The sequence below is a fragment of the Caulobacter sp. GW456-12-1-14-TSB4 genome (genome assembly GCF_059424195.1).
This window is the reverse complement of record NZ_JBWKZF010000004.1, coordinates 49,086-68,925: the sequence shown is the minus strand read 5'-3', so window position 1 is coordinate 68,925 and position 19,840 is coordinate 49,086. Positions and strand designations below refer to the sequence as shown.

18 protein-coding genes are annotated in these 19,840 nt (G+C 67.1%); 8 read left to right on the top strand and 10 right to left on the bottom strand.

Annotated features, from left to right (window positions below):
* Positions 1-90: 90 nt before the first annotated feature.
* Genes AC07YH_RS04960 through budC form a run of 3 tightly spaced genes read left to right on the top strand, consistent with a single transcriptional unit; the run spans position 91 to position 2,304 of the window.
* Complete coding sequence (locus tag AC07YH_RS04960) at positions 91-1,041, top strand: NADP-dependent oxidoreductase (RefSeq protein WP_494745898.1); 951 nt, start codon at positions 91-93, stop codon at positions 1,039-1,041.
* Between the two features lie 24 nt (positions 1,042-1,065).
* Positions 1,066-1,512 carry a PPC domain-containing DNA-binding protein gene (locus AC07YH_RS04955; protein ID WP_494745897.1) on the top strand — a complete coding sequence of 149 codons (447 nt, stop codon included), beginning with the start codon at positions 1,066-1,068 and terminating at the stop codon, positions 1,510-1,512.
* A gap of 30 nt (positions 1,513-1,542) precedes the next feature.
* A complete protein-coding gene (gene budC, locus AC07YH_RS04950; RefSeq protein ID WP_494745896.1) occupies positions 1,543-2,304 on the top strand; it encodes a meso-2,3-butanediol dehydrogenase in 762 nt (253 codons plus the stop codon).
* A gap of 9 nt (positions 2,305-2,313) precedes the next feature.
* On the opposite strand, the gene AC07YH_RS04945 is transcribed toward budC, so the two are convergent.
* From AC07YH_RS04945 to AC07YH_RS04925, 5 genes are all read right to left on the bottom strand, one after another.
* The gene (locus tag AC07YH_RS04945) at positions 2,314-3,012 is read right to left on the bottom strand and encodes an extensin family protein (protein WP_494745895.1); all 699 of its coding nucleotides are present in this window, start codon (positions 3,010-3,012) and stop codon (positions 2,314-2,316) included.
* On the bottom strand, positions 3,009-3,194 hold the full coding sequence (locus tag AC07YH_RS04940) for a DUF3008 family protein (protein WP_494745894.1): 186 nt from the start codon (positions 3,192-3,194) through the stop codon (positions 3,009-3,011). The genes AC07YH_RS04945 and AC07YH_RS04940 overlap by 4 nt, the downstream gene beginning before the upstream one ends.
* Positions 3,195-3,404: 210 nt before the next feature.
* Positions 3,405-5,861, bottom strand: a complete 2,457-nt coding sequence (locus AC07YH_RS04935) for a hybrid sensor histidine kinase/response regulator (RefSeq protein WP_494745893.1) — start codon at positions 5,859-5,861, stop codon at positions 3,405-3,407.
* A complete protein-coding gene (locus AC07YH_RS04930; RefSeq protein WP_494745892.1) occupies positions 5,851-6,309 on the bottom strand; it encodes a response regulator in 459 nt (152 codons plus the stop codon). Before AC07YH_RS04930 ends, AC07YH_RS04935 begins: the two co-directional genes overlap by 11 nt.
* A 6-nt stretch (positions 6,310-6,315) precedes the next feature.
* Entirely contained in the window at positions 6,316-8,535 is a 2,220-nt protein-coding gene (locus AC07YH_RS04925; RefSeq protein ID WP_494745891.1) for an ATP-binding protein, read from the bottom strand.
* 623 nt (positions 8,536-9,158) lie between these two features.
* Here AC07YH_RS04925 and AC07YH_RS04920 point away from each other — a divergent pair.
* Positions 9,159-9,872, top strand: coding sequence for a c-type cytochrome (locus tag AC07YH_RS04920; RefSeq protein ID WP_494745890.1), 714 nt, complete (start codon positions 9,159-9,161; stop codon positions 9,870-9,872).
* A 222-nt stretch (positions 9,873-10,094) separates the two neighbouring features.
* Positions 10,095-10,640, top strand: a complete 546-nt coding sequence (locus AC07YH_RS04915; protein WP_494745889.1) for a GNAT family acetyltransferase — start codon at positions 10,095-10,097, stop codon at positions 10,638-10,640.
* A 26-nt stretch (positions 10,641-10,666) separates the two neighbouring features.
* Here AC07YH_RS04915 and AC07YH_RS04910 read toward each other — a convergent pair whose 3' ends face one another.
* Together AC07YH_RS04910 and AC07YH_RS04905 are read right to left on the bottom strand one after the other, a co-directional pair.
* Positions 10,667-12,157: a S41 family peptidase gene (locus tag AC07YH_RS04910; RefSeq protein ID WP_494745888.1), complete on the bottom strand. Its 1,491-nt coding sequence runs from the start codon at positions 12,155-12,157 to the stop codon at positions 10,667-10,669.
* A gap of 57 nt (positions 12,158-12,214) precedes the next feature.
* Positions 12,215-13,360, bottom strand: a complete 1,146-nt coding sequence (locus AC07YH_RS04905; RefSeq protein WP_494745887.1) for an AraC family transcriptional regulator — start codon at positions 13,358-13,360, stop codon at positions 12,215-12,217.
* A 214-nt stretch (positions 13,361-13,574) separates the two neighbouring features.
* Here AC07YH_RS04905 and AC07YH_RS04900 point away from each other — a divergent pair, with 214 nt between their 5' ends.
* Complete coding sequence (locus AC07YH_RS04900) at positions 13,575-14,183, top strand: hemerythrin domain-containing protein (protein ID WP_494745886.1); 609 nt, start codon at positions 13,575-13,577, stop codon at positions 14,181-14,183.
* A gap of 176 nt (positions 14,184-14,359) precedes the next feature.
* Here the strand turns inward: AC07YH_RS04900 and AC07YH_RS04895 are convergent, their stop codons facing one another.
* Positions 14,360-15,229 carry a LysR family transcriptional regulator gene (locus AC07YH_RS04895; protein ID WP_494745885.1) on the bottom strand — a complete coding sequence of 290 codons (870 nt, stop codon included), beginning with the start codon at positions 15,227-15,229 and terminating at the stop codon, positions 14,360-14,362.
* A 105-nt stretch (positions 15,230-15,334) separates the two neighbouring features.
* Between AC07YH_RS04895 and AC07YH_RS04890 the strand changes: the two genes are divergently transcribed.
* Positions 15,335-16,213, top strand: coding sequence for an SDR family oxidoreductase (locus AC07YH_RS04890; RefSeq protein WP_494745884.1), 879 nt, complete (start codon positions 15,335-15,337; stop codon positions 16,211-16,213).
* A 272-nt stretch (positions 16,214-16,485) separates the two neighbouring features.
* The gene (locus AC07YH_RS04885; RefSeq protein WP_494745883.1) at positions 16,486-18,570 is read left to right on the top strand and encodes a hybrid sensor histidine kinase/response regulator; all 2,085 of its coding nucleotides are present in this window, start codon (positions 16,486-16,488) and stop codon (positions 18,568-18,570) included.
* 16 nt (positions 18,571-18,586) lie between these two features.
* On the opposite strand, the gene AC07YH_RS04880 is transcribed toward AC07YH_RS04885, so the two are convergent.
* Together AC07YH_RS04880 and AC07YH_RS04875 are read right to left on the bottom strand one after the other, a co-directional pair.
* Positions 18,587-19,273 carry a TMEM175 family protein gene (locus AC07YH_RS04880; RefSeq protein ID WP_494745882.1) on the bottom strand — a complete coding sequence of 229 codons (687 nt, stop codon included), beginning with the start codon at positions 19,271-19,273 and terminating at the stop codon, positions 18,587-18,589.
* Positions 19,274-19,477: 204 nt separating this feature from the next.
* Positions 19,478-19,822, bottom strand: coding sequence for a hypothetical protein (locus AC07YH_RS04875; protein WP_494745881.1), 345 nt, complete (start codon positions 19,820-19,822; stop codon positions 19,478-19,480).
* Between the last annotated feature and the right edge of the window lie 18 nt (positions 19,823-19,840).

Here is a 19,840-nt window from a genome sequence, read left to right as displayed (position 1 = left end):
CCTCTGCTCCAAGTTTGGGGCGTCGCGGCCGACATCGTCGGGATCGTCTGGGCCGCTCGGCGGTTTTGAGCGGATGCCAGGAGAAGCCTGATGAGCGACAGCGTCACCAACACGGCCGTGCGCCTCAACCAGTTCGGCGGCCGCGAGGTCCTGGCGATCGAGACGATCGCCATCCCTCAGCCGCAGGACGACGAGGTCTTGGTGCGGGTGGCCGCGGCCAGCGCCAACCCGGTCGACCACAAGATCCGCGAGGGCAAGTACCCCGCCTATCATGAAAAGGATCTGCCCATCACGCTGGGCCGCGATCTTGCCGGAACCATCGAGGCGGTCGGAACGCGCGGCCACTACATGCTGAGCAAGGGTGATCCGGTGTTTGCCTTCATCGGCCAGGATCGCGGCGCCCAGGCCCGGTTCGTGGTGGTCAAGGCCGTCGAACTGGTGGCCGCGCCCACCTCGATCGACCTGATCCACGCCGCCGGCGTCCCGCTCGCGGCGATCACCGCCTGGCAGGGGCTCTTCGACCATGGCGGCCTGCAGGCCGGCCAGAAGGTGCTGATCCACGGCGGCGCCGGCGGGGTCGGCCATTTGGCCATCCAACTGGCCAAGGCCAAGGGCGCGACGGTCCTCGCCACGGCGTCTCAGGACGATCTCGACTTCGTCCGCGATCTTGGGGCCGACACGGCCATCGATTACAAGAACGAGCGCTTCGAAGACATCGCCAGCGACATTGACGTGGTCTTCGACCTGGTCGCCGGTGAGACCCAGGATCGATCATGGGTCGTCCTGCGCGAGGGCGGCATCATGGTCTCGACCCTGCAGGAACCGGACAAGGCCAAGGCCGCGGCGCACAAGGCCCGCTCGGCGCCGCGCTACACGGCCCAGCCCAACGGCGCCCAACTCAAGGACATCGCCGACCTGATCGACGCCGGCAAGGTCAAGGTGGTGGTGTCGGAGACCTACCCGATCGAAGACGTCGCCACGGCCCATCAGCGGCTGGAAGAGGCCCATGTGCGCGGAAAGATCGTCCTGACGATCGACTAGGCAGTCCAAAAGCCGGAGCCGACCATGAAGTCCAAGACGGTTTGGGGCGAGAAGGGCGAGCGCGTCATCGTGCTGGTTCTCGACGAAGGCGAAGAAGCCTTCGAGGCCATCACCGCCTTCGCGCGCCAGGCCGATCTCAGCGCCGCCTCCCTGACCGCGATCGGCGCCTTCTCCAGCGCCACGGTCGGCTGGTTTGATTTCGAGACGAATACCTACGTCCCGATCGAGGTCGAGCAGCAGTGCGAAGCGCTCAGCCTGCTGGGCGATGTGGCCTTGGGTGACGATGGACAGGCGAGCCTGCATATCCACGCCGTCGTCGGGCTGCGCGATGGTTCCACGCGGGGCGGGCACCTGCTGAAGGCCGTGGTGCGCCCGACGCTTGAAGTGGTGCTGACCGAAACGCCTGCCCATCTGCGCCGGCGCAAGCGCCCCGAGATCGGCGCGGCGCTGATCGATCTGGCCGCCGATTAGTTCACCTTTCCCACAAAGACGAGAGTTCCCATGGACCAGCGTTTCGAAGGCAAGACCGTGATCGTCACCGGCTCTAGCTCGGGCATTGGCGAAGCTGTGGCCCGCCGGTTTTCCAAGGAAGGCGCCAACGTCGTGCTGGTCAGCCGCACGATGGAAAAGCTCGACAAGGTCGCCGCCGACCTTGCGGCCGAGCGCAACCTGGTACAGGTCTGCGACGTCTCCGACGAGGCCCAGGTGCAGGCGATGGTCGCCGCCGCGGTCGCGCGCTTCGGCGGCCTGGACGTGCTGGTCTCCAACGCCGGCACGGCGGTGATGAAGGACTTCGCCGACACCACGACCGAGGACTGGAAGACGACGCTGGCCACCGATCTTGACGCGGTCTTCTACGGCGCCAAGGCCGCCCTGCCCCACCTCATCGCCTCGAAAGGCTGCATCGTCCATACCGCGTCAGTCTCGGGTTTGGGCGGCGACTGGGGGATGAGCGCCTATAACGCCGCCAAGGGCGGGGTGGTCAACTTCACCCGCGCCCTGGCGCTGGACCTGGGCAAGCACGGCGTGCGCGTCAACGCCGTCGCCCCCAGCTTCACGGCCACGGACCTGACGGCCGACATGCTCAAGGACCCCGAAACGATCGAGAAGTTCAACGCCCGCATGCCGCTGGGCGCGCCCGAACATCCCGACGATATCGCTGGTCCCGTGCTGTTCCTGGCCTGCGAGGACGCGCGCAAGATCACCGGCGTCATCCTGCCGGTCGATGGCGGGGTCATGGCCTCGAACGGTCAGCCCGCCTAGTCGGCCAAGCTAGCTGCACAGCCCGCCGCGCCCGGCCTCAAGATGCAGATGGTCGGCGTGGGCGGCGTTGTAGTCGGGCGACAGGGTGACGCCAAACAGCCGGCAGCCGTCATCGCGCACCCGGCGCAGGAAGACCGCTTCGGCCCCCTCCCCGGCCCAATCCTTCGCGACGCTGATGCGCCGTCCGTTGGCCAGGCGAAAGCCGGCGATATCGATGGCTTGCGCGCGGGCATGGGCGCTGGGCCGGCCGCTGATGGGATCGCCGACACCGCGGCAGGCGTAGACGCCCAGATGGTCGATCTGGCGAACTTCGGTTCCCAGGAGCGCGCGGGCGGCCGGCTCCACGGACTGGCGCCGCCAGATCGCCACGGCGGCGGCCAAGTCGCAGGCCATCATCGGCCGGGCCGGCGCCAGGACCGCATCGGTCCTGGGCGTGGCGTCGATGAGGCTCCCCGCGCCCGTCACCTGGCAATAGGTGTCTTCGGTCCGATCGGCCACCGGGCGAAAGGACAGACCTGCGCCCGCCAGCCACGTCGCGCAAGCCTCGGGGGTGTCGACCGCGTTCAACAGGCGCCCGCGGGTCGTACCGTCGATCGGTTCGGTGATGTAGACGGGGCGCCGATCGAAGCCGAGGTCCGACAACGGCTGGCAAGCCGCGCAGGCCAGCGACAACGTCAGGGCGGCAAACCGCAGACGGGGTGGCGTCACGCCTTGGCGGCGTGTTCGGGCTTGCCCTTGCGCTTGGTGTGGGCGAACTCCTCGAGCTGCTTTTCGCTCATCGACAGCATCGACTTGGATGCGCCCTTCAGTTCGCTTTTGGGCGTGTCGCCACGCTTGGCCGATAGGGCTGCTCCAGCGGCTTTTTGTTGAGCGGCGGATTTGGCGGGCATGGCGAGACTCCTTGTCTGGCCTGAGAACGCGCCGCCGCCAGTTTGGTGTCCGCCGATCCTGCCTTCCCTCCCTCAACGGCGAACGGACCGCAGCACTCTGCCAAGCTCGCTCACCGAATAACGCCAAGACCCTCGAAGCGTTGCCGTTAGCCCTCCCCGCCGCGGGGACGCCCGCGGATCCGCCCCAGGCATCAATTCCCCAGCGCGTCGCTAACGGCGGGGGTCTCGCGAGCGGCTGGCCGCCAGGGAAATGACCTTGGCGTCGTCGGCCAGAGCGCCGAGGACGCCCTGAACCTTTCGGGCCAGCTCGTCGCCGACGAAGGGTTTTTGCACCACGGACTGTCCCCCCACTTCCCGAAGCGCCGCCAGATCGGCGTAGCCGGTGACATACATGCACGGCAGGTTCGGGCGCATGGCGCGCGCGCGGGTCGCGGTCTCCAGGCCGCTCATGCCGGGCATGGCGTAATCGACCACAAGGAGATCGACGTCGGGGCGCTCGGCGAGCATCGACAGGGCCGACGCGCCGCTGCCCGCTTCGAGAATATCATAGCCCAGCTCGCGCAGCAGCGAGACGGTGATTTCACGCACGGCGCTATCGTCGTCGACGACCAGGATCGTGGCGTCGGTGGCGACGGCGGCCAGCGGCGCCAGATGACCCGGCGCGGCGGTCATCTCGTCAGACGCGGCGCGCGGAAGATAGACCTTCACCGAGGTCCCCTCGCCCAGTTTGGTGTCGATGCGAACGCCGCCGCCCGACTGCTTGGCGAAACCGAACACCTGGGCCAGGCCCAGGCCCGAACCCTTGCCCACGGCCTTGGTGGTGAAGAAGGGCTCGAAGGCCTTGGCCAGCACCTCGTCGGGCATGCCTGGGCCGGTGTCGTTGACTGACAGCTCGACATAGTCGCCCGGGGCGGGCTCTTCGGGTCGCGTCGGCGCCTCGGTGATGGTGACGTTGCTGGTCTCGATGGTCAGTCCGCCGCCCACTTCCATGGCGTCGCGCGAATTGATCGCCAGGTTGAGGATAATCATCTCGATCTGGGTCGGGTCGACTAGGGCCGGCCAGAGGGCCGGCTTCAGCACGGTCTCGATGCGGATGCTGCCGCCCATCGTGCTCTGCAGCAGCTCGCGCATGCCGCCGACGGCCTCGTTGAGATCCAGCGCCTTGGGGGCCAGCTTCTGCTTGCGCGAGAAGGCCAGCAGCTGAGCGGTCAGGCTGGCCCCGCGCTCGGCCGCCGAGCGCATGTGCTGGAGCCGGCGCGCGACCGTCGGGTCGGCGCGCAAGTCGGCGACCGCGCGCTCGACGAAGGTCATGTTGCCCAGGATGACGGTCAGGAGGTTGTTGAAGTCGTGCGCGACGCCCGAGGTCAGTTGGCCGACGGCCTCCAGGCGCTGCATCTGCTGCAGGGTCTGTTCGATCTGCTGGCGCTCGTCGATCTGGGCGCGCAGCCGGTCGTTGGTCATGACCAGGGCGTCCGCCGACAGCTTCTCCTCGGTGATGTCGCGGCCCACCACATAGAAGGCGTCGCGCTCGGGCGTCACCGTCCAGGCGATCCAACGCCAGGTTCCGTCTGCGTGACGGACCCGGGCGTCGAAGCGGTCAAACCCGCCACCGGCCAGGCCCGCGAAGGTGTGTCGGGCCGTCTCCAGGTCGTCGGCGTGCAGGATGTCGGAGAGCTGCATGGCCAGCAGGCCGCCAGCCGCGTGCCCCAGATGCGCCGTCCAGGCCGGATTGACCTGCTTGAAGCGCCCGCGCGGATCAAGGACGGCGAAAAGATCGCGGCTCAGCCGCCAGATGCGGTCGCGTTCGGCGGTGCGCGCCTCGACCTCGGCTTCGAGCCGCTCGTTCAGGCGCTCCAGGGCCGCATGGGCGCGCCGCTGCTCGGTGACGTCACTGGCCACGCCGGCGAAACGCAGGCAGACGCCGGCCTCGAACACGGCCTGGCCGTGCAGGGCGATCATGCGCTCGCGGCCGTCGGCGCCGTCGATCGCCACTTCCTGGGTGAAGACCCCCTCCCCCTCGTGCCCGGAACGCGCGGCGCGACGCGCCGCGGCGCGCAGCTTCAAGCGATCGTTAGGCCAGCACAGGCTCATGAGCTGGCCAAGATTGACCTCGGCGTCCTCGGGCAGACCGCACAGCGCCTTGCACCGCGTGTCAACAGACAGCAGACCCGTGCGGCGATCAAAGCTCCAGACGCCCAGGCCCGCGCCCTCGATGGCCAGGCGCTGGTTGAGCTCGCTGCGGGCCAAGGCCTCTTCGGCCCAGCGTCGCTCGTTGCGTTGGCGCGCCTCGGTCAGGGCGCGTTCGACGGCGGTGCCCAGACGCGTGAGATTGCGCTTGAGGACGTAGTCTGTGGCCCCGCGCTTGATCGCGGCGGTAGCGAACTCCTCGCCCACGACGCCCGAGACGAAGACGAACGGCGTGTCCGGCGCCAGGGCCTTGGCGATGGTCAGGGCCGAAAGACCATCGAAGTCCGGCAAGGCGTAGTCGGCCAGGATGATTTCGCACTCGCCGCTCTCGATGGCGGCGACGAAGCTCTTGCGGTCGACGGCGCGCCGGATCGTGCAGACCAGGCCAGACTTGGCCAGGTGTCCGAGCACGAGTTCGGCGTCGATGTCGCTGTCTTCCAGCAGCAGCGCGCAGAGCGCGCGAGCGGCGCTACCGTCCATCAGCGGGGCCGGAGCGCGGCGGTGGCTCGTTGAGGATCGCCCAGAACATGCCCAGGGACTCGATGGCCTCGAAGAAGGCGTTGAAGTCGACCGGTTTGACCACGAACGCGTTGACCCCCTGCTCGTAGCTTTGGACGAGATCGCGCTCCTCGCGCGAAGACGTCAGCATAACGACCGGGATCTGACGGAAGTTGCTGTCGCCCTTGAGCTTTTCCAGCACTTCGAGGCCATCGATCTTCGGCAGCTTCAGATCGAGGAGGATGACGGCCGGGTCACCGGCCGGGCGACCGGCATGGTCGCCGCGCGCATAGACGTAGTCGAGCGCCTCGGCGCCGTCGCGGGTGGTGATGATCTCGTTGGCCAGCTGGCACTTGGCCAGGGCCGCCAGGGTCAGTTCCAGGTCGCGGGGATTGTCCTCCACCAGGAGGATGGGTCGCAGGTCAGCCACGTCTCGTCAGTGTCCTTCGTCGTCTTTCGGTGGGGCCTTGGGAAGGGTGAAGAGGAGCGTGGCCCCTTGCCCAAGCTTCCCATAGGCCTCGATGGTTCCGTGGTGGCGATCGATGATCCGCTTGGACAGCGCCAGGCCAATGCCCGTGCCCTCGAAATCCTCGATCCGATGCAGGCGCTGGAAGACGCCGAACAGTTTGCCGACATAGGCCATGTCGAAGCCCACGCCATTGTCGCGCACCCAGTAGGCCGTCATGTCGCCGCGGTCCTCGCCGGCGATGGTGATGACGGCCTCCTCGCGCGGCCGGGTATATTTCAAGGCGTTGTCGACCAGGTTCATCATCACCTGGCGCAGCAGGCCCGCATCGCCAAAGGCTGCGGGCAGATCGCCGATCTCCCAGCGCACCGAGCGCCCCTCGGTGGCGGTCTCGAGCGCGCGGCGGGTCTCCTCGGCCAGCTTGCGCATGTCGACCGGTGCGCGGGTCACCTGCGAGCGGCCGAGCTGCGAGAAGGCCAGGAGGTCATCGACCAGGCGCCCTGCCGTCAGGGCCGCATCGACGATCGTCTGGATATAATGGCGCGACTTGTCGTCGAGGGCCGCTTCCTTGGTCTTGAGCAGCTCGGCGTAACCGACGATGTGCCGGAACGGCGCGCGCAGGTCGTGGCTGATCGAATAGGAGAAGGCCTCCAGCTCCTTGTTGCTGCGCTCCAGCTCGGCGGTCAGCTCCGCGCGCTCTTCGGCCCGCCGCAACACGAAGTTCTGGATGGCGCTGCGAAACTCACCTGCGGTCTCGGTTTCGATCTCGGTCCACGGCAGGCTGCGCAGTCGAACCTGCTCCTTCCACGCCTCGAAGGACTTGCGCGGATGCAGGACGCCCGTTTCGGTGACCGGCTTGGTCGGGTCGCCGCTCCAGGTGACCGTGCGCACCACCTCGGGCCGGAACCAGAGGATGTAGTCGGGGTGCAGCTGAGAGATCGAGATCGCCAGGACGCCACTGGCGTCGGGTGCGAAGACCTCGGCCGGCGGCCACAGACTGGCCAGCGAGTCCGTGGCCAGCACCGTTTCGCTCCGCGCCTTCAGCCACCCCGTCAGCAGCTCGATCTCTGGAACCGTCGGGGTCTGACCCACGACCGAGACCACGCCGGCCACCACCAGCGCCGCGCCCTGCGCGTGAACGAGGTCGAGCCAGAGATCCGGGTTCTGGACAAGTCCGGTCTGGAAGTCTTGCGCCGGGGCCAGCCGGCTGAGCAGCGCCGTCTCGGTGCGCTTGGCCGCCACGTGATCGGCCGCCAGTTGGGCGCGCACGCGGGCGGCGATTTGCAGCGAGACGATCTGGCCCAGGAAATCGCAGGCCGTTCGCACTTGCGGGTTCACAAGGTGGGGCTGAGCGCTGTGGCCCGAGATCAGCCCCCACAGCGCCCCATCGACCAGGATCGAGATCGACATGGACGACAGGGTGCCCATGTTGCGCATGTACTGCAGATGGATCGGCGAGACGCTTCGAAGCGCCGCATCCGACAAGTCGAGCGGCCGGCCGTCGATCGGGCTGAGCGCCGGCTCGATCGGCGACGGCGTATAGTTGGCGTCCGGGATCAGGCGCAGGCGATTGAGGCGGTAGAGTTCACGCGCCTGGGCCGGGATGTCGGAGGCCGGAAAGCGCAGGTCCAGATAGGACGGCAAAACGCCGTCACCGTCTTCGGCGACCACTGTCCCGACGCCCTCGGCGTCGAAGCTGTAGAGCATCACGCGGTTGAAGCCCGTCAGGGCCCGGACCTCACGCACGGCGGCCTGGGCGATGGCGCGGACCTCGCGGGCGTCTTCGGTCGCGGTGACGAAACGGCGAAGGCGCGGATAGAGCGCTTCGAGGGTTTCGCCCTCGCTGGCCGGGGGGGCCTCGAACTCGACAATGGCCCCTTGAGCGCCGCGGTGGGCGCTCACCTGCCAGGCCACGCCGGCGAGACCGACCGTGCGCAGGAAAATCGCCTCATCGCCTGCCAGCCACGCCAGCAGTTCGCCGGCGAGATCCCCGCCCGGGTCGATCGCGGCGAGACTGGATGGCTTGGCGGGCAAGCCGAGGAACGCGGACAGATTGGCGCTGGCCTGCAGGATCTCGCCCCTGTCCCCGATCACCGCCAGAGCCCCATGCGGCTGGACGCCGCCCGGAATGCGGATCGGCTCGGCGGCGCAGGCGTCCAGGTTCAGGCCCTGCGGCGTGAGGGCGTTCATCGTGGGTCCGCGAGGGGCGGCGAAGGTCGATCCTGCATGCTCTGGTGTCGTCCGCGCCGTGAAACCTTCATTACCCGAGCCGTAGAAAAGGCGCGAAGCCGACGCAAGCTTGGCCTTAGCCTTTTCTGGCCGAGGTCGAGGTCGCGATCGAGAATGGCGCGCCCTTTCGGCGCCGGGCTTTGATACTCGAAAATCGGCGGGCGCAATGTCTCCCAGCCGACCGAACGCGCTTGGCGCCGCTGTAGCGCCCTCTGTGGGGCTCCCCCCGCCGCTTAAGTCAAACAGCCCGATGTGACCTCGCAACACACGCGCAACACGCGGCGTCTCGCATCGCCGGCGGTGTGCCAGGCTGCGCAAGAGCGTGCCGCAGCCCCTCTCGGGTTTCCCAAGCGCCCACCTCGGCCGGCGCCGGTATGATCCGACGGCATCGACCGCCAAAACGGGCCAAAAATGGGAGCCGACGGCACGCTTCGATCAACACCAAAAGACCGGTATCTTGCTCGCGACCCTCACGGCTGTCAGGCTAGGATCTCCACACGGGGGCGACCATCTTCAGGCAGCTTCGGTTCAGCTTGCTCATCGCGGCCAACTTGATGCTTGGCCTGACGGGGTGTTCACAGCCCATGCCGCGCGCGGACGCGGAGCATGGCAAGGCGCTTGCGCGCGTTCTGGGTTGCTCGGACTGCCACAGCGGCGACTTTAGCGGCCACAAGGTGTCGCACAACGACCAGGTCGTCGTGCTCTACAGCGCCAATCTCACGAAGGCCGTGCCGGCCTATTCCGACGCGCAGTTGCGCACGGTGCTGACCACCGGGGTCAGACCGGACGGAACTCGGCTTTGGCAGATGGACGCCGCGCCCTACGCGGCCCTCTCCGAACGCGACATGGGCGACCTGGTCGCGTTTCTAAGATCGCTGCCGCCCGTTGGCCAACCTCATCCGCGCATCAAGACCACGCCGACCTTCAGCCGCTTGGTGCTCACCGGCCAGGTGCGCCCCGAGTCGCAGACCTTGGCGGAGGACTTGGCCCATCCCCCTCCCAGTCTTGGCCCCGACCTCGAACGGGGCCGTTATCTGGCGCGAACGGTCTGCGCCGGATGTCACGCGCCCAGCCTTCGCGGGTTTCAACCCGCGCAGCCGGGCGACCCGCCGGACCTTGCCGTGGTCAGCGCCTATAGCCGTGGCCAGTTCCAGGCCCTGATCCACCAAGGCCAAGGTCGCGACGGCCGGGATGTCGGCGAAATGGCCGTGGCGGCGCGCAAAAGGCTTTCGCAGCTGCCGGCCAAGGACATCGATGCGCTTTATGACTACCTCCTGGCTTGGGGCCGGCAGCGTTGACCCACGCGCCGGCAACGCGCCTTGGACCGGGGCGCGGCGATGACGGGACCTTGAGGCCCTGACGTCGGCATGGGCGATCGGCCCCCGTCCCACGCCTGTCCCTATTCGCCACGCCAAGCCAGGTCGTGATCCAGGTCGAGCGCCAGCATCGCCCAGGAGCAGCGATGCGCCGCGCAACAGCCTAGGCTCTGGCGCGTTCGGCTAGGCCATGGAGCCGACGCCGTGAAAGCCCTGTCTCGCCTGATCTTCGCCTGCGCCAGCGGCCTGCTGGTGATCACGGCGATCGCCTTGATGGTCATCGGCTTCGCCGAGGCCCTCGCCGATCTGCGTGGCGGCGACCATTCGGGACCCGACGCGATCCTCGACGTGCTGGGTTATGTGATTGTCGCCGTCACGGTGTTTGACGTGGCCAAGTACCTCTTCGAGGAGGAGGTTTTCCGCGAGAGCGAAAAGCGCAGCGCCGCGGAGGCGCGCCGAAGCCTCACGAAGTTTCTCTCCACCATCGTCATCGCCCTGTTCCTCGAAGCTTTGGTGGTAGTCTTCAAGACCGCGCGCGCCAATGTCAGCGACCTGATCTACCCGACCGCCCTACTGATCGCTGCGGTGCTGGTCCTGGTCGGCCTTGGCGCCTACCAGCGCTTTTCAGCGACGGTTGAGCAGAAGGTCGGCGAGGAGGACGCCGACGCGGCCCGATCCGAAGGCGAGACGGCCACGACCAAGGGGTCCTCGCGCGCCAAGCCGTCCAAGCAACGCCAGAACGCGGGATGATCACGTCGCGGCGCTGAACCGGACCTTCACCTGTTCGCGGCGCCGAGGAGATAGCGCGTCGCGGCCTTCATCTGCGGGTCGCGGCCGATGGCGATGTCCCCGGCCGTTGTGGCCACGGCGATGGCGGGCTCGATCGCGGCGTCTGGCTGTGGCGTGGCGGGAAAGCTGGCGATCAGCGGCAGGTCCACCTCCAGCCGCGAGGCCGGCAGCTGCAGGAAGAAGAAGGCCCCGCCGTTGATGCCACGCCGGTTGCCGCCGGTGGTCTGGCCGACCAGGGTCGCCAGGCCGTTGTCCTTGCAGGTCTGGTCGAAGCCGAAGGTCGCCGAGCTGTTGGAGGCGTCGCACAGCACCGCCACCCTTCCAGTGAACCGCCGCCCCTCGGGCCGGATCAGGCTGCCCTTGCTGTCGTCGTCGTAGCGGGTCAGCCGGAAGAAGCCGGGTCGCGCCGGCGACGCCACCGCCGCCTCGCCCCAGTCCAGGAAGCTGCGGTCCCAGGTCTTGAGGTAGGAGCGAAGGCCGTCGGGCGCGGTGCGATAGCGTGTCCAGCGCTGGTCGCGCGACAGCGACAGATCGCGCTCGATCAGCCGGCTGATGATGACGTTCCCGCAGTCGATGCCGCCCTCGTTGCCACGCAGATCGACGATCAATCCGCGCGTGCCATCGCACGTCAGGTCGTCCATCACCCCGCCCAGCCAAGTCCGCCAGTCGAAGCTGGAGTCGTAGAGCGCCCAGCCGGGCATGGTCAGTCGATGCACGCCGTCCTCGCCCTTGCGAAGGCTCCAGGGATTGGCGTCCTTGGCGACCTCGACCGAGGCCGAGAAGCCGGCCCGGCGGTCGGCCAGGGTCAGGAGCGGCGCGCGCACGACGCGGCCGTCGGCCAAGGTGAAGGCGGCGATATCCTTCAACGGCAGCACCAGCGGCAAGTGGATGTCGAAGGTTTCGTATCGGTCGTCCCCGCGCGCCTCCATCAGGCTGACCCGCTTGGCGAGGTTTGAGCCATCGGCCCTCGCCAGAGGCGTGAGCCGCGCCAGCAGATCCTTGGTCGCGACGCCGTCGATCGCGACGATCACGGTTCCGCGCGGAAAAAGCCCCGCACCGCTGTCGTCGCGGATGACGACCATCCGCCCGTCAATCCAGCGGAACAGGAAGGGGACCAGCGAACGGTCCGGATAGATCCGCGCCACGGTTGCATCGCTGCTGTTGTAGGGGCTGGGATAGGTATGGCCGCACCTGAGCGAGGCCGTGACCCGGGTCAGCGCCAGGAAGCGCTCCCGGAAAGTCCCCGGCGCGGCCCAGGCGCGCGCCAGGCCGTCCAGCCGCGCCGCGATTTCCTCGGGCGTGCTGTAGCGATAGACGCCGGGGTGCATGGTCTCCCAGGCCTGGCGCAGGATCGACACGTCGCTGCTCCAGTCATCGGTGACCCGATCGCCAGCACCAATATCGGCCCAACCGGGCGTGGCGGCGCCAAGGGCCAGACCACCAGTAAGCTGCAGCAGGCGACGACGCTTCAACGGCATGGAGAGATCCTCACGAACGGGATCTGGCCCATGCGCCCTCTCACGGCGCAGCTCGCCTCAATTCCGTGTCCGTCTGCAGAAAATCGGGATTTGAGACCTGGCGACGGAATTGCGAAGGCGAGACGCCAAACCGCGCCATGAAGGCGCGGTTGAAGCTGGCCTTGGACGCAAAGCCCATCTCGAACGCCAGACCCAGGAGGGGTCGCCGTCGGCTCCGGTTGCAAGAGCCCGGGCCACGCCCTCGGCCCGCAGCCCGTTGACGAAGGTGGAGAAGTTCATCCCCAGGCCCAGGTTGATGGCGCGGGACAGGCGGCCGGTGTTGACGCCGAGAAGCCGCGACAGCCGCGCCAAGGAGAGCTCGGGTTCGCGCCACCAGCCCGCGTTGCGCGTGCGATCGGCGAAGTCTTTGGCGATGGCCGGCCAGTCCGGCGTCCGCCCGGGGTCTGGCTCGGGCAGGTCGGGCTCCGGCTGGGCGACCAAGGGCATGGGAAGTACAGCCTGCCTCCAGCCTGCCACGCCCAAGAAGACGCCGAGCACGGCCAGAGCCAGATACATCCCGGTTTCCTGGAAGAAATCGATGCCGCCGACCACCAGCGCCCAGAGCCAGAAGCCGGCTTCGACGGCCAGGCCCGCGAGCATCACCGCAAGCACTTGGCCCAGCCATCGGGCGGAGAAGCGGTCGTCGTCGCTGCGGTGATCGGCCAACCGGAGGCGCTGACGCTCCAGGACCTTGCCGATCGCATAGGCGTAGGCCGCCAGGCTCAACAAGCCCAGGCTATCGAACAGTGGAGCGACCCAGGCGCGATGGCCGCCCGTGTACCAAGACCACTTGGCGCTCCCCGGAATCAGGAAGCAAACGCCGAAATAGGCGAACTGACCGATGCCTGGAAGGAGATGCTCCCGCATCCGCCTTGGCGCGGTCCCATCCGCCAGCGCGTGGGCGTAGCCGTAGAGCAACGGCCCCAACGCCAGGGGAATGGCGAAGGGCGCGAAGGTTAGCCAGCGAAAGTGGTCATAAGCGCCCGCGAAACCGATCGCATACGGCGTCAGCATCCCGGCGATCACCACGAGCGCGGCCGCCAGGAAGCGGCTCGCCGCCCGGTTCTGGCTCCCTTGGACCAGCGCGGCGGCCAACAGCAGGCACTGCACGATCGCCACGCACAGCAACGCTGTTCGCCAACCGAAATACGGGCGCCAATCCATCATGACCTCAAGCTAGGCGCTGTGGCCGGCCGGAGGAAGACGGCTGGGCGATGGCTGGAGGGTCTTCGCCGTGCGCAGCGTTCCAGAAGGTCTGGCCGCAAACCTCGGGGCTAGCCTGCCATGCAGCGATTTGGCCAATCCAGCGTTGCTTCGCCATCGAGCTTGACCGTCGAGCTTGGCTCTTCGGCCGTCTTCTAGATATCCAGGATCGTTCATGGCAAAGCCAGTCAGCCCTGCAAAACAAACGAAGGCCAAGGCCGACGCCATCGCCCAGGCCAGGTCGGTCGCGCCGGACGTTCCAGCGCGCATCGGCTCGACGCCGGTGACAAAGTTTCGGGGAAATCCCGCGATCTTCGGCCGTCTCGTCGAGGACCACGACAAGCACCGCGCTCTTCTGGCGATGATCGAGGCGACGCTGCCAAGCGACCCTGCGCGGAAGACCCTGTTTGAAGAGTTCGTCCGCGATGTCCACGGCCACGCCGCGGCCGAAGAGCAGGCCCTATGGTCGACGGTGATGCGGAACCCCAAGACCACGGAATTTGCCCGTCACGCCGTGGGCGACCATCACAAGCTGGACAAGCTGATGGCGGACGCCGCCGCGCGCGACATCACCTCGCCAGGGTGGCTCGACCATTTCGCCACGCTCAAGGAAGAATATCTCGAGCATATTCTGGAAGAAGAAACCGAGCAGTTTCTCGAGGCGGAAAAGACCCTGTCCGAAGAGGATCAGCGCTACATGAAGACGGTTTTCGAGCGCCGGAAGACAGCCGAAAAGGCCGCCGCCGTGATTGAAAAGAAAATAGCGCTGAAGCCGATCGCGTAGCGCCATCCACCGAGTTCAGATCTAAGCGCCGCGCGCTAATAGCCCCCAGGATGCTCGTTAGCGCCCTCACGCCAGTCGCTTCGCCGGTGGCGACGGTCAGAAGCGACAATTGCGCAAGGCTGGCAGCAAATCTGCCGCCTGGCGGCAGAGGCGCTCACCGCCGGCTTTGCGCGGCTTCAGGTGGTCTCGACGTATCGCGCCAGCTCTTCGGGCGCGCAAGTTGGGAACGCGGCCTTGAGATGATCAAGGAATGCCGACACCCGGGCGCTGAGCAGCCGCCGCGACGGGTAGAGCGCCCAAAGCGTGATCTCCGGTCCGGCGACCTCGCCCCAGGACACCAACCGGCCCTCGTCCAGGTCGCGGCTGACCAGCGAGATCGGCAGGCGCGCGATCCCGACGCCGGCCCGCACCGCGTCGCGGACCATGATCAGCGACGACAGCCGCAGGACAGGCTCGACCGCGACACCGTCCCAGGTCTCGGCGTCGCCGCCCGCGCCGCGCACCACGGCCCGGACCGGGACGCCGTCCTGGGGCCGCGGCAGGCTCGGAGGGGCCACCACCACCAGCCGGTCGCGCAGGAAGATGCGCCCGATGAGACCGGCGTCGGGGTTGGGGTTCACCCGGATCACCAGGTCGTAGCCTTCCTCGACCATGTCGACCTGACGATCGTCGGTGGTCACCTCCAGCCGCACCTCGGGATAGGCGCGGGCGAACTCGGCGGCCAGGCGCCCCATAGCGGTCTGTGAAAACAGCAGGGGCGCGCTGATCCGCAGCCGGCCGCGCGGGGTCCCGCCGCCCGAGGCGATGGCCGCCGCCGCCTCGTCCAGTTCGGCCAGCAGGGCGCCGGTGCGGGCATAGAGCGCCCGGCCCTCCTCGGTGAGCTTCAGGGTGCGGCCTCGCTCGAATAGGCGCAGGTCGAGGCTGGCCTCCAGTTCGGCCACCCGCCGCGACAGGGTGGCCTTGGGCCGGCCGGCCTCGCGGGCGGCGCGACCGAAGCCGCCGTGTCGGGCGACCAGGTTGAAATCGGCGAGGGCCAGCAGGTCCATATGTTCCACCAACGAGACGAGGTGTCCAGATATAGCGGCTATTGGACCGCCTGTGGACCGATCATTTTCCGGGTGTCCCAACCACTCCAACCCGGAGATTTCCTCATGACCATCCTCGTTACCGGCGCCACCGGCCGTGTCGGCCGCCATGTCGTCCAGCAACTGACCGATCGCGGCGCCAAGGTCCGCGTCCTGGTCCGCGACCCCGCCAAAACCGACTTCCCGAGCCAGGTCGAGATCGCCAAGGGCGACCTGCTCGACATCGACGCCCTGCGCGCAGCCTTCAAGGGCGTGCGCACCCTGTTCCTGCTCAACGCCGTGGCCGGCGACGAATTCACCCAGGCCCTGGTCGCCCTGAACATCGCCCGCGAGTGCGGTGTGGACCGCGTCGTCTACCTGTCGGTGCTGCACGCCGACCGCTTCGTGAACGTGCCGCATTTCGCGGTGAAGTCCGGGGCCGAGCGGATGATCCAGCGGATGGGCTTTTCCGCCACGATCCTGCGTCCGGCCTACTTCATCGACAACGAGCTGATGATCAAGGACGTGGTCGTGAACCACGGCGTCTATCCGATGCCGATCGGGTCCAAGGGCGTCGCCATGGTCGACGCCCGCGACATCGCCGAGGTCGCCGCGATCGAGCTGATCCGCCGCGACCAGGCGCCGGGCAAGCTGCCGGTGGAGACCCTCAACCTGGTCGGCCCCGATACGCTGACGGGCGCCGACGTGGCGGCGATCTGGTCGGACGTGCTGGGCCGCCCGGTCGCCTATGGCGGCGACGATCCCGGCGGCTTCGAGCGAAACGTCTCGGCCTTCATGCCCAAGTGGATGGCCTACGAGATGCGCCTGATGGCCGAGCGCTATGTCAGCGACGGCATGGTCCCAGAGGCCGGCGACGTCGCGCGCCTGACCAAGATCCTAGGTCGCCCGCTGCGCAGCTATCGCGAGTTCGCCAACACGATCGTCGCCGGCGCCAAACAGGCCTAGTTGCTGCGGAGAATTGGGGGCGGCTAGAGTTGGCCGCCCTCGTTCCGCCTTGTTTAATATGCGCCAGAAGCGAACCTTAACGCACCTCCAGAAACAAGACTTTGAGGCGTTTGGCCCGCGAGCGCGCGACGGTACAGCCAGCCCCCGGTGGCGCGACCGCCCGATCAGCCTGTACTGCGACAGATGGCCTCAACGCAAAATCCGGCGCCGTTAACACATAGCGATCTACTAGCTCGCAGATGCGTGCCCCATCCGTTGAACACAGCCCCGTCGTGATCAAGCGCGATGTTCGCCTATTGCTTTGGCTGGCCTCGATCCTGCTCGCGATCGTGGTTGGCGCGTGCAGCGCGTTGCTGGCGTACGCGACCTCGGCGGTCAATCACCTGCAGGAGCAGCAGGAAAAGGCGCTCGTCGAACGGACCCTGGAGCGCTGGACGGACAAAATCAGCAACGATTTGACGACGGCGACGGTGTGGGATCAGGCCTATCGTCAATTCCATCCGGGCGGCGACGTCCAGTGGGCGAACGCGGAGATCGGCACGTTCTTCGTGCACAACCGCGGGGTGGATCTGGCCTTTGCCGTTGATGGAAATGACCATCCTTTCTACGCCTACACCGAGCAAGGCCTTACCCGCACGGCGCAACTTCGCGACTTCGAACGCCAGACCGCGCCGCTGCTGAAGGCCTTGCGCCTCAAGGCCAAGCGCCAACTGGGCCGACTCTCCAACGCACCGCCGACAGCGCCGGAACTGGCCACGACTTTGAGCAGCGTCATGCGCTGGCGTGGAGCGGTTTATTTCGTCTCGGGCTCGACGGTGATCCCCGAGGATGCGGCCGACGCGGCGCGCGCGGAACGCACTGTTGTCCTTTTCACCGCCGTTCGCGCCGACCGCGCGTTCCAAGACGCCCTCAAGAATGATCTCCATCTGATCGCGCCGGCGATCGTGCCCCCTGGCCCAGCAGACCGACTGACCTTGCGCGACCTTGACGGCCGCCCCGTGGCCGGGGTGGTTTGGACGCCTGGCCGACCGGGTTTTCAGGTCTTCCGGCAAGCCGGCGCCTTGATCGGTGTCGTCGTCACCTTGTTGGCGCTCGTTGGCCTCCTGCTGGCGTCACGGATCGGCAAGGTCGTGGGCCGTGTTGATCGGGCCGAGGCCGAGTTGCACAACGCCCTCGAAGCCCGGATGCGCGCCCACCTCGCGGCGGAAACGGCCAACCGCAGCAAGAGCGAATTCCTCGCCAACATGAGCCACGAGATCCGCACGCCCCTGAACGGCGTGCTTGGGATGCTGCAGGTGGTCGAGCGCGAGGGACTTCCGCAGGTTCAAGCTCAGAGAATCGCGATCGCGCGCGAGTCGGGTGAAACGCTGCTGGTCCTGCTCAACGACCTGTTGGATTTATCCAAGATCGAGGCTGGTCACCTGAATTTGGACACGCGCGATTTCGACCTTGAGCATCTGCTGACAATAACGTGCCGCACGTTTTCGGATCTGGCGGCTGGAAAAAGCCTAGGGCTGGACCTTGAACTTGACCCCGCTCTGTGCGGCGTCTGGCGCGGTGATGACCTGCGGCTACGGCAGGTGATCGCAAATCTGGTCTCCAACGCCCTGAAATTCACCCAGAGCGGCGGCGTGGAGGTCAGTGCTCGTCGCCTTGGCGGCGCGGTCCGCTTCACCGTGGCAGACACAGGCATCGGCATGACGCCCGACAGCCTGGAGCGGGTTTTCGAAAGCTTCGTGCAAGGCGACCCCTCCACGACGCGCGTCTACGGCGGCACAGGTCTGGGCCTATCGATAAGTCGCCGCCTCGTGGAGGCGATGGGCGGGGAGCTGCAGGTCAAGAGCTGTTCCGGCGAAGGGTCTTGCTTCTGGTTCGATCTGGAGCTGGCCCGTGGCGAGGCCGCGAACGTGGAGAGCGCCGATAGCAAACCAGCGGAGGCAACCGGCATCAGCGCCGGGCGCGTCCTGGCGGTCGACGACAATCGGACAAACCGCACGCTCATTCGGGCGCTGCTCGAACCGTTGGGCCTGGAAGTTGAAGTCGCGACCAACGGCGCCGAAGCGGTGGCGGCCTTCGCAGCGCAGACCTTCGACCTCGTGTTGATGGATATTCAGATGCCGGTCATGGACGGGATGGCCGCCTGTCGTGAAATCCGACGTCTAGAGCAAACAGGCTCCCGGCCCAGGACACCTATTCTGGCGCTGACGGCCAACGTGATGCCTCACCAGATCACTGAATATGAGGTGGCGGGTATGGACGGCGTTGTCGCCAAGCCCTTCAAGGTCGAGGACCTGATCGGCCGTCTCGCAGAGGCGCTGGACGGCGCCGGCACTAGATCCGCGAGCGCGGTCGGATAGTCGCTTGGCGACCGATCTATTCGCTTAGTTTCTCGTCCTCGCTCGGCGCCTCTCCTGGATTGTAGCGGGGCCTGGGCTGGGGAAGCAGGAAGAAGGCCACGCAGAGAAGCTCGACGGCGACGCCAGCGCGCGGTGCTGCGAGCGCGAGGGGAATGGCGGCGACCTGCACCAGCGTGGCAAGGCCGTAGCGGCGCGTCATCTGCCGCAGGAAATCCGGCGCAAGACGCTTGTCCATCACCCGTCGGCCGGAAAGCCCGTAGAACCATTTGGCCATCCAGATGCAGGACGTAAAGGCGAGGCCCGCCACCAGCGTCACCGACGCGGTCGGCTCGAATGGCCGCCCCACGTGGAAGCACCACAGGCGGATGGGATACGGGATGACGACGATCGCCAAGAGGAACAGCAGATTGATCGCGCTGAACCAGTGGTCGCTCTTGGCGTAGATGCGCCCGCAATAGTGATGCTGGATCCAATAGGCGCCGATCACCACGTAGCAGAGAACCAGGGCAAGATGCTCGCGCCACTGCGCGGCCATGGCTTCGACCAGGTCGGTATAGCCCTGCGGCCCGTCTGACGCCCCAGGAACCCTGATCTCGACGATAAGCAGGGTGAGCGCGATCGCGAACACCCCGTCGCTGAACCCCTCGAAGCGACTCAATCCGCGCTCGGCGCCATGCGTGGTGGCTTTGCGGCGTTCGGCCATGGTGTCCGCCTTTCAGCCCTTTAGGATCTTCGGTCCGGCTTGCGCCAAAGGGGGCTTGCTCCGGTCCAACCGCCAAACCCTGAGCGTCCCGCCTTAGGTCGCGGCGGTCTGTCCCGGCTCCGATATCGATCGGCCTCTTGTAGCGAATAAAGGGAGGCCTAAAGGGGACATCCCTAGGGGATGCCGATTGTCACCAGCACAGCCTCAGTCTTCGACCTGGCCGCTCTCGTTGGGAAGCTTGTAGGCCAGAACCTGCGCGTGTTCGATCTTGGGCAGGCCGTCGAGCAATTCGGGCGTCTTGGCGATCAGCGCACGTCCAACCTTGCCCGCCAGGTGCGCCAGCCGCCCCGTGTCGCCCGGAAAGGTATCGAAGATGGCGAAGTCATCGTGACCGAAGCGGACGGCGTACCAGGTCGTGGTGTCATGCTCTTCCATCACCGCCGACAAGCCGTCGCGAAGGAAGGCCTCCACTTCGGGCCCCTTCCCTGGCTTTGCTTGCAAGCGCACAAACAGCGCCTTGTTCACGGGCGGGCTCTTGTCGTCGGCCATGACGGCCTCCTTTTTCAA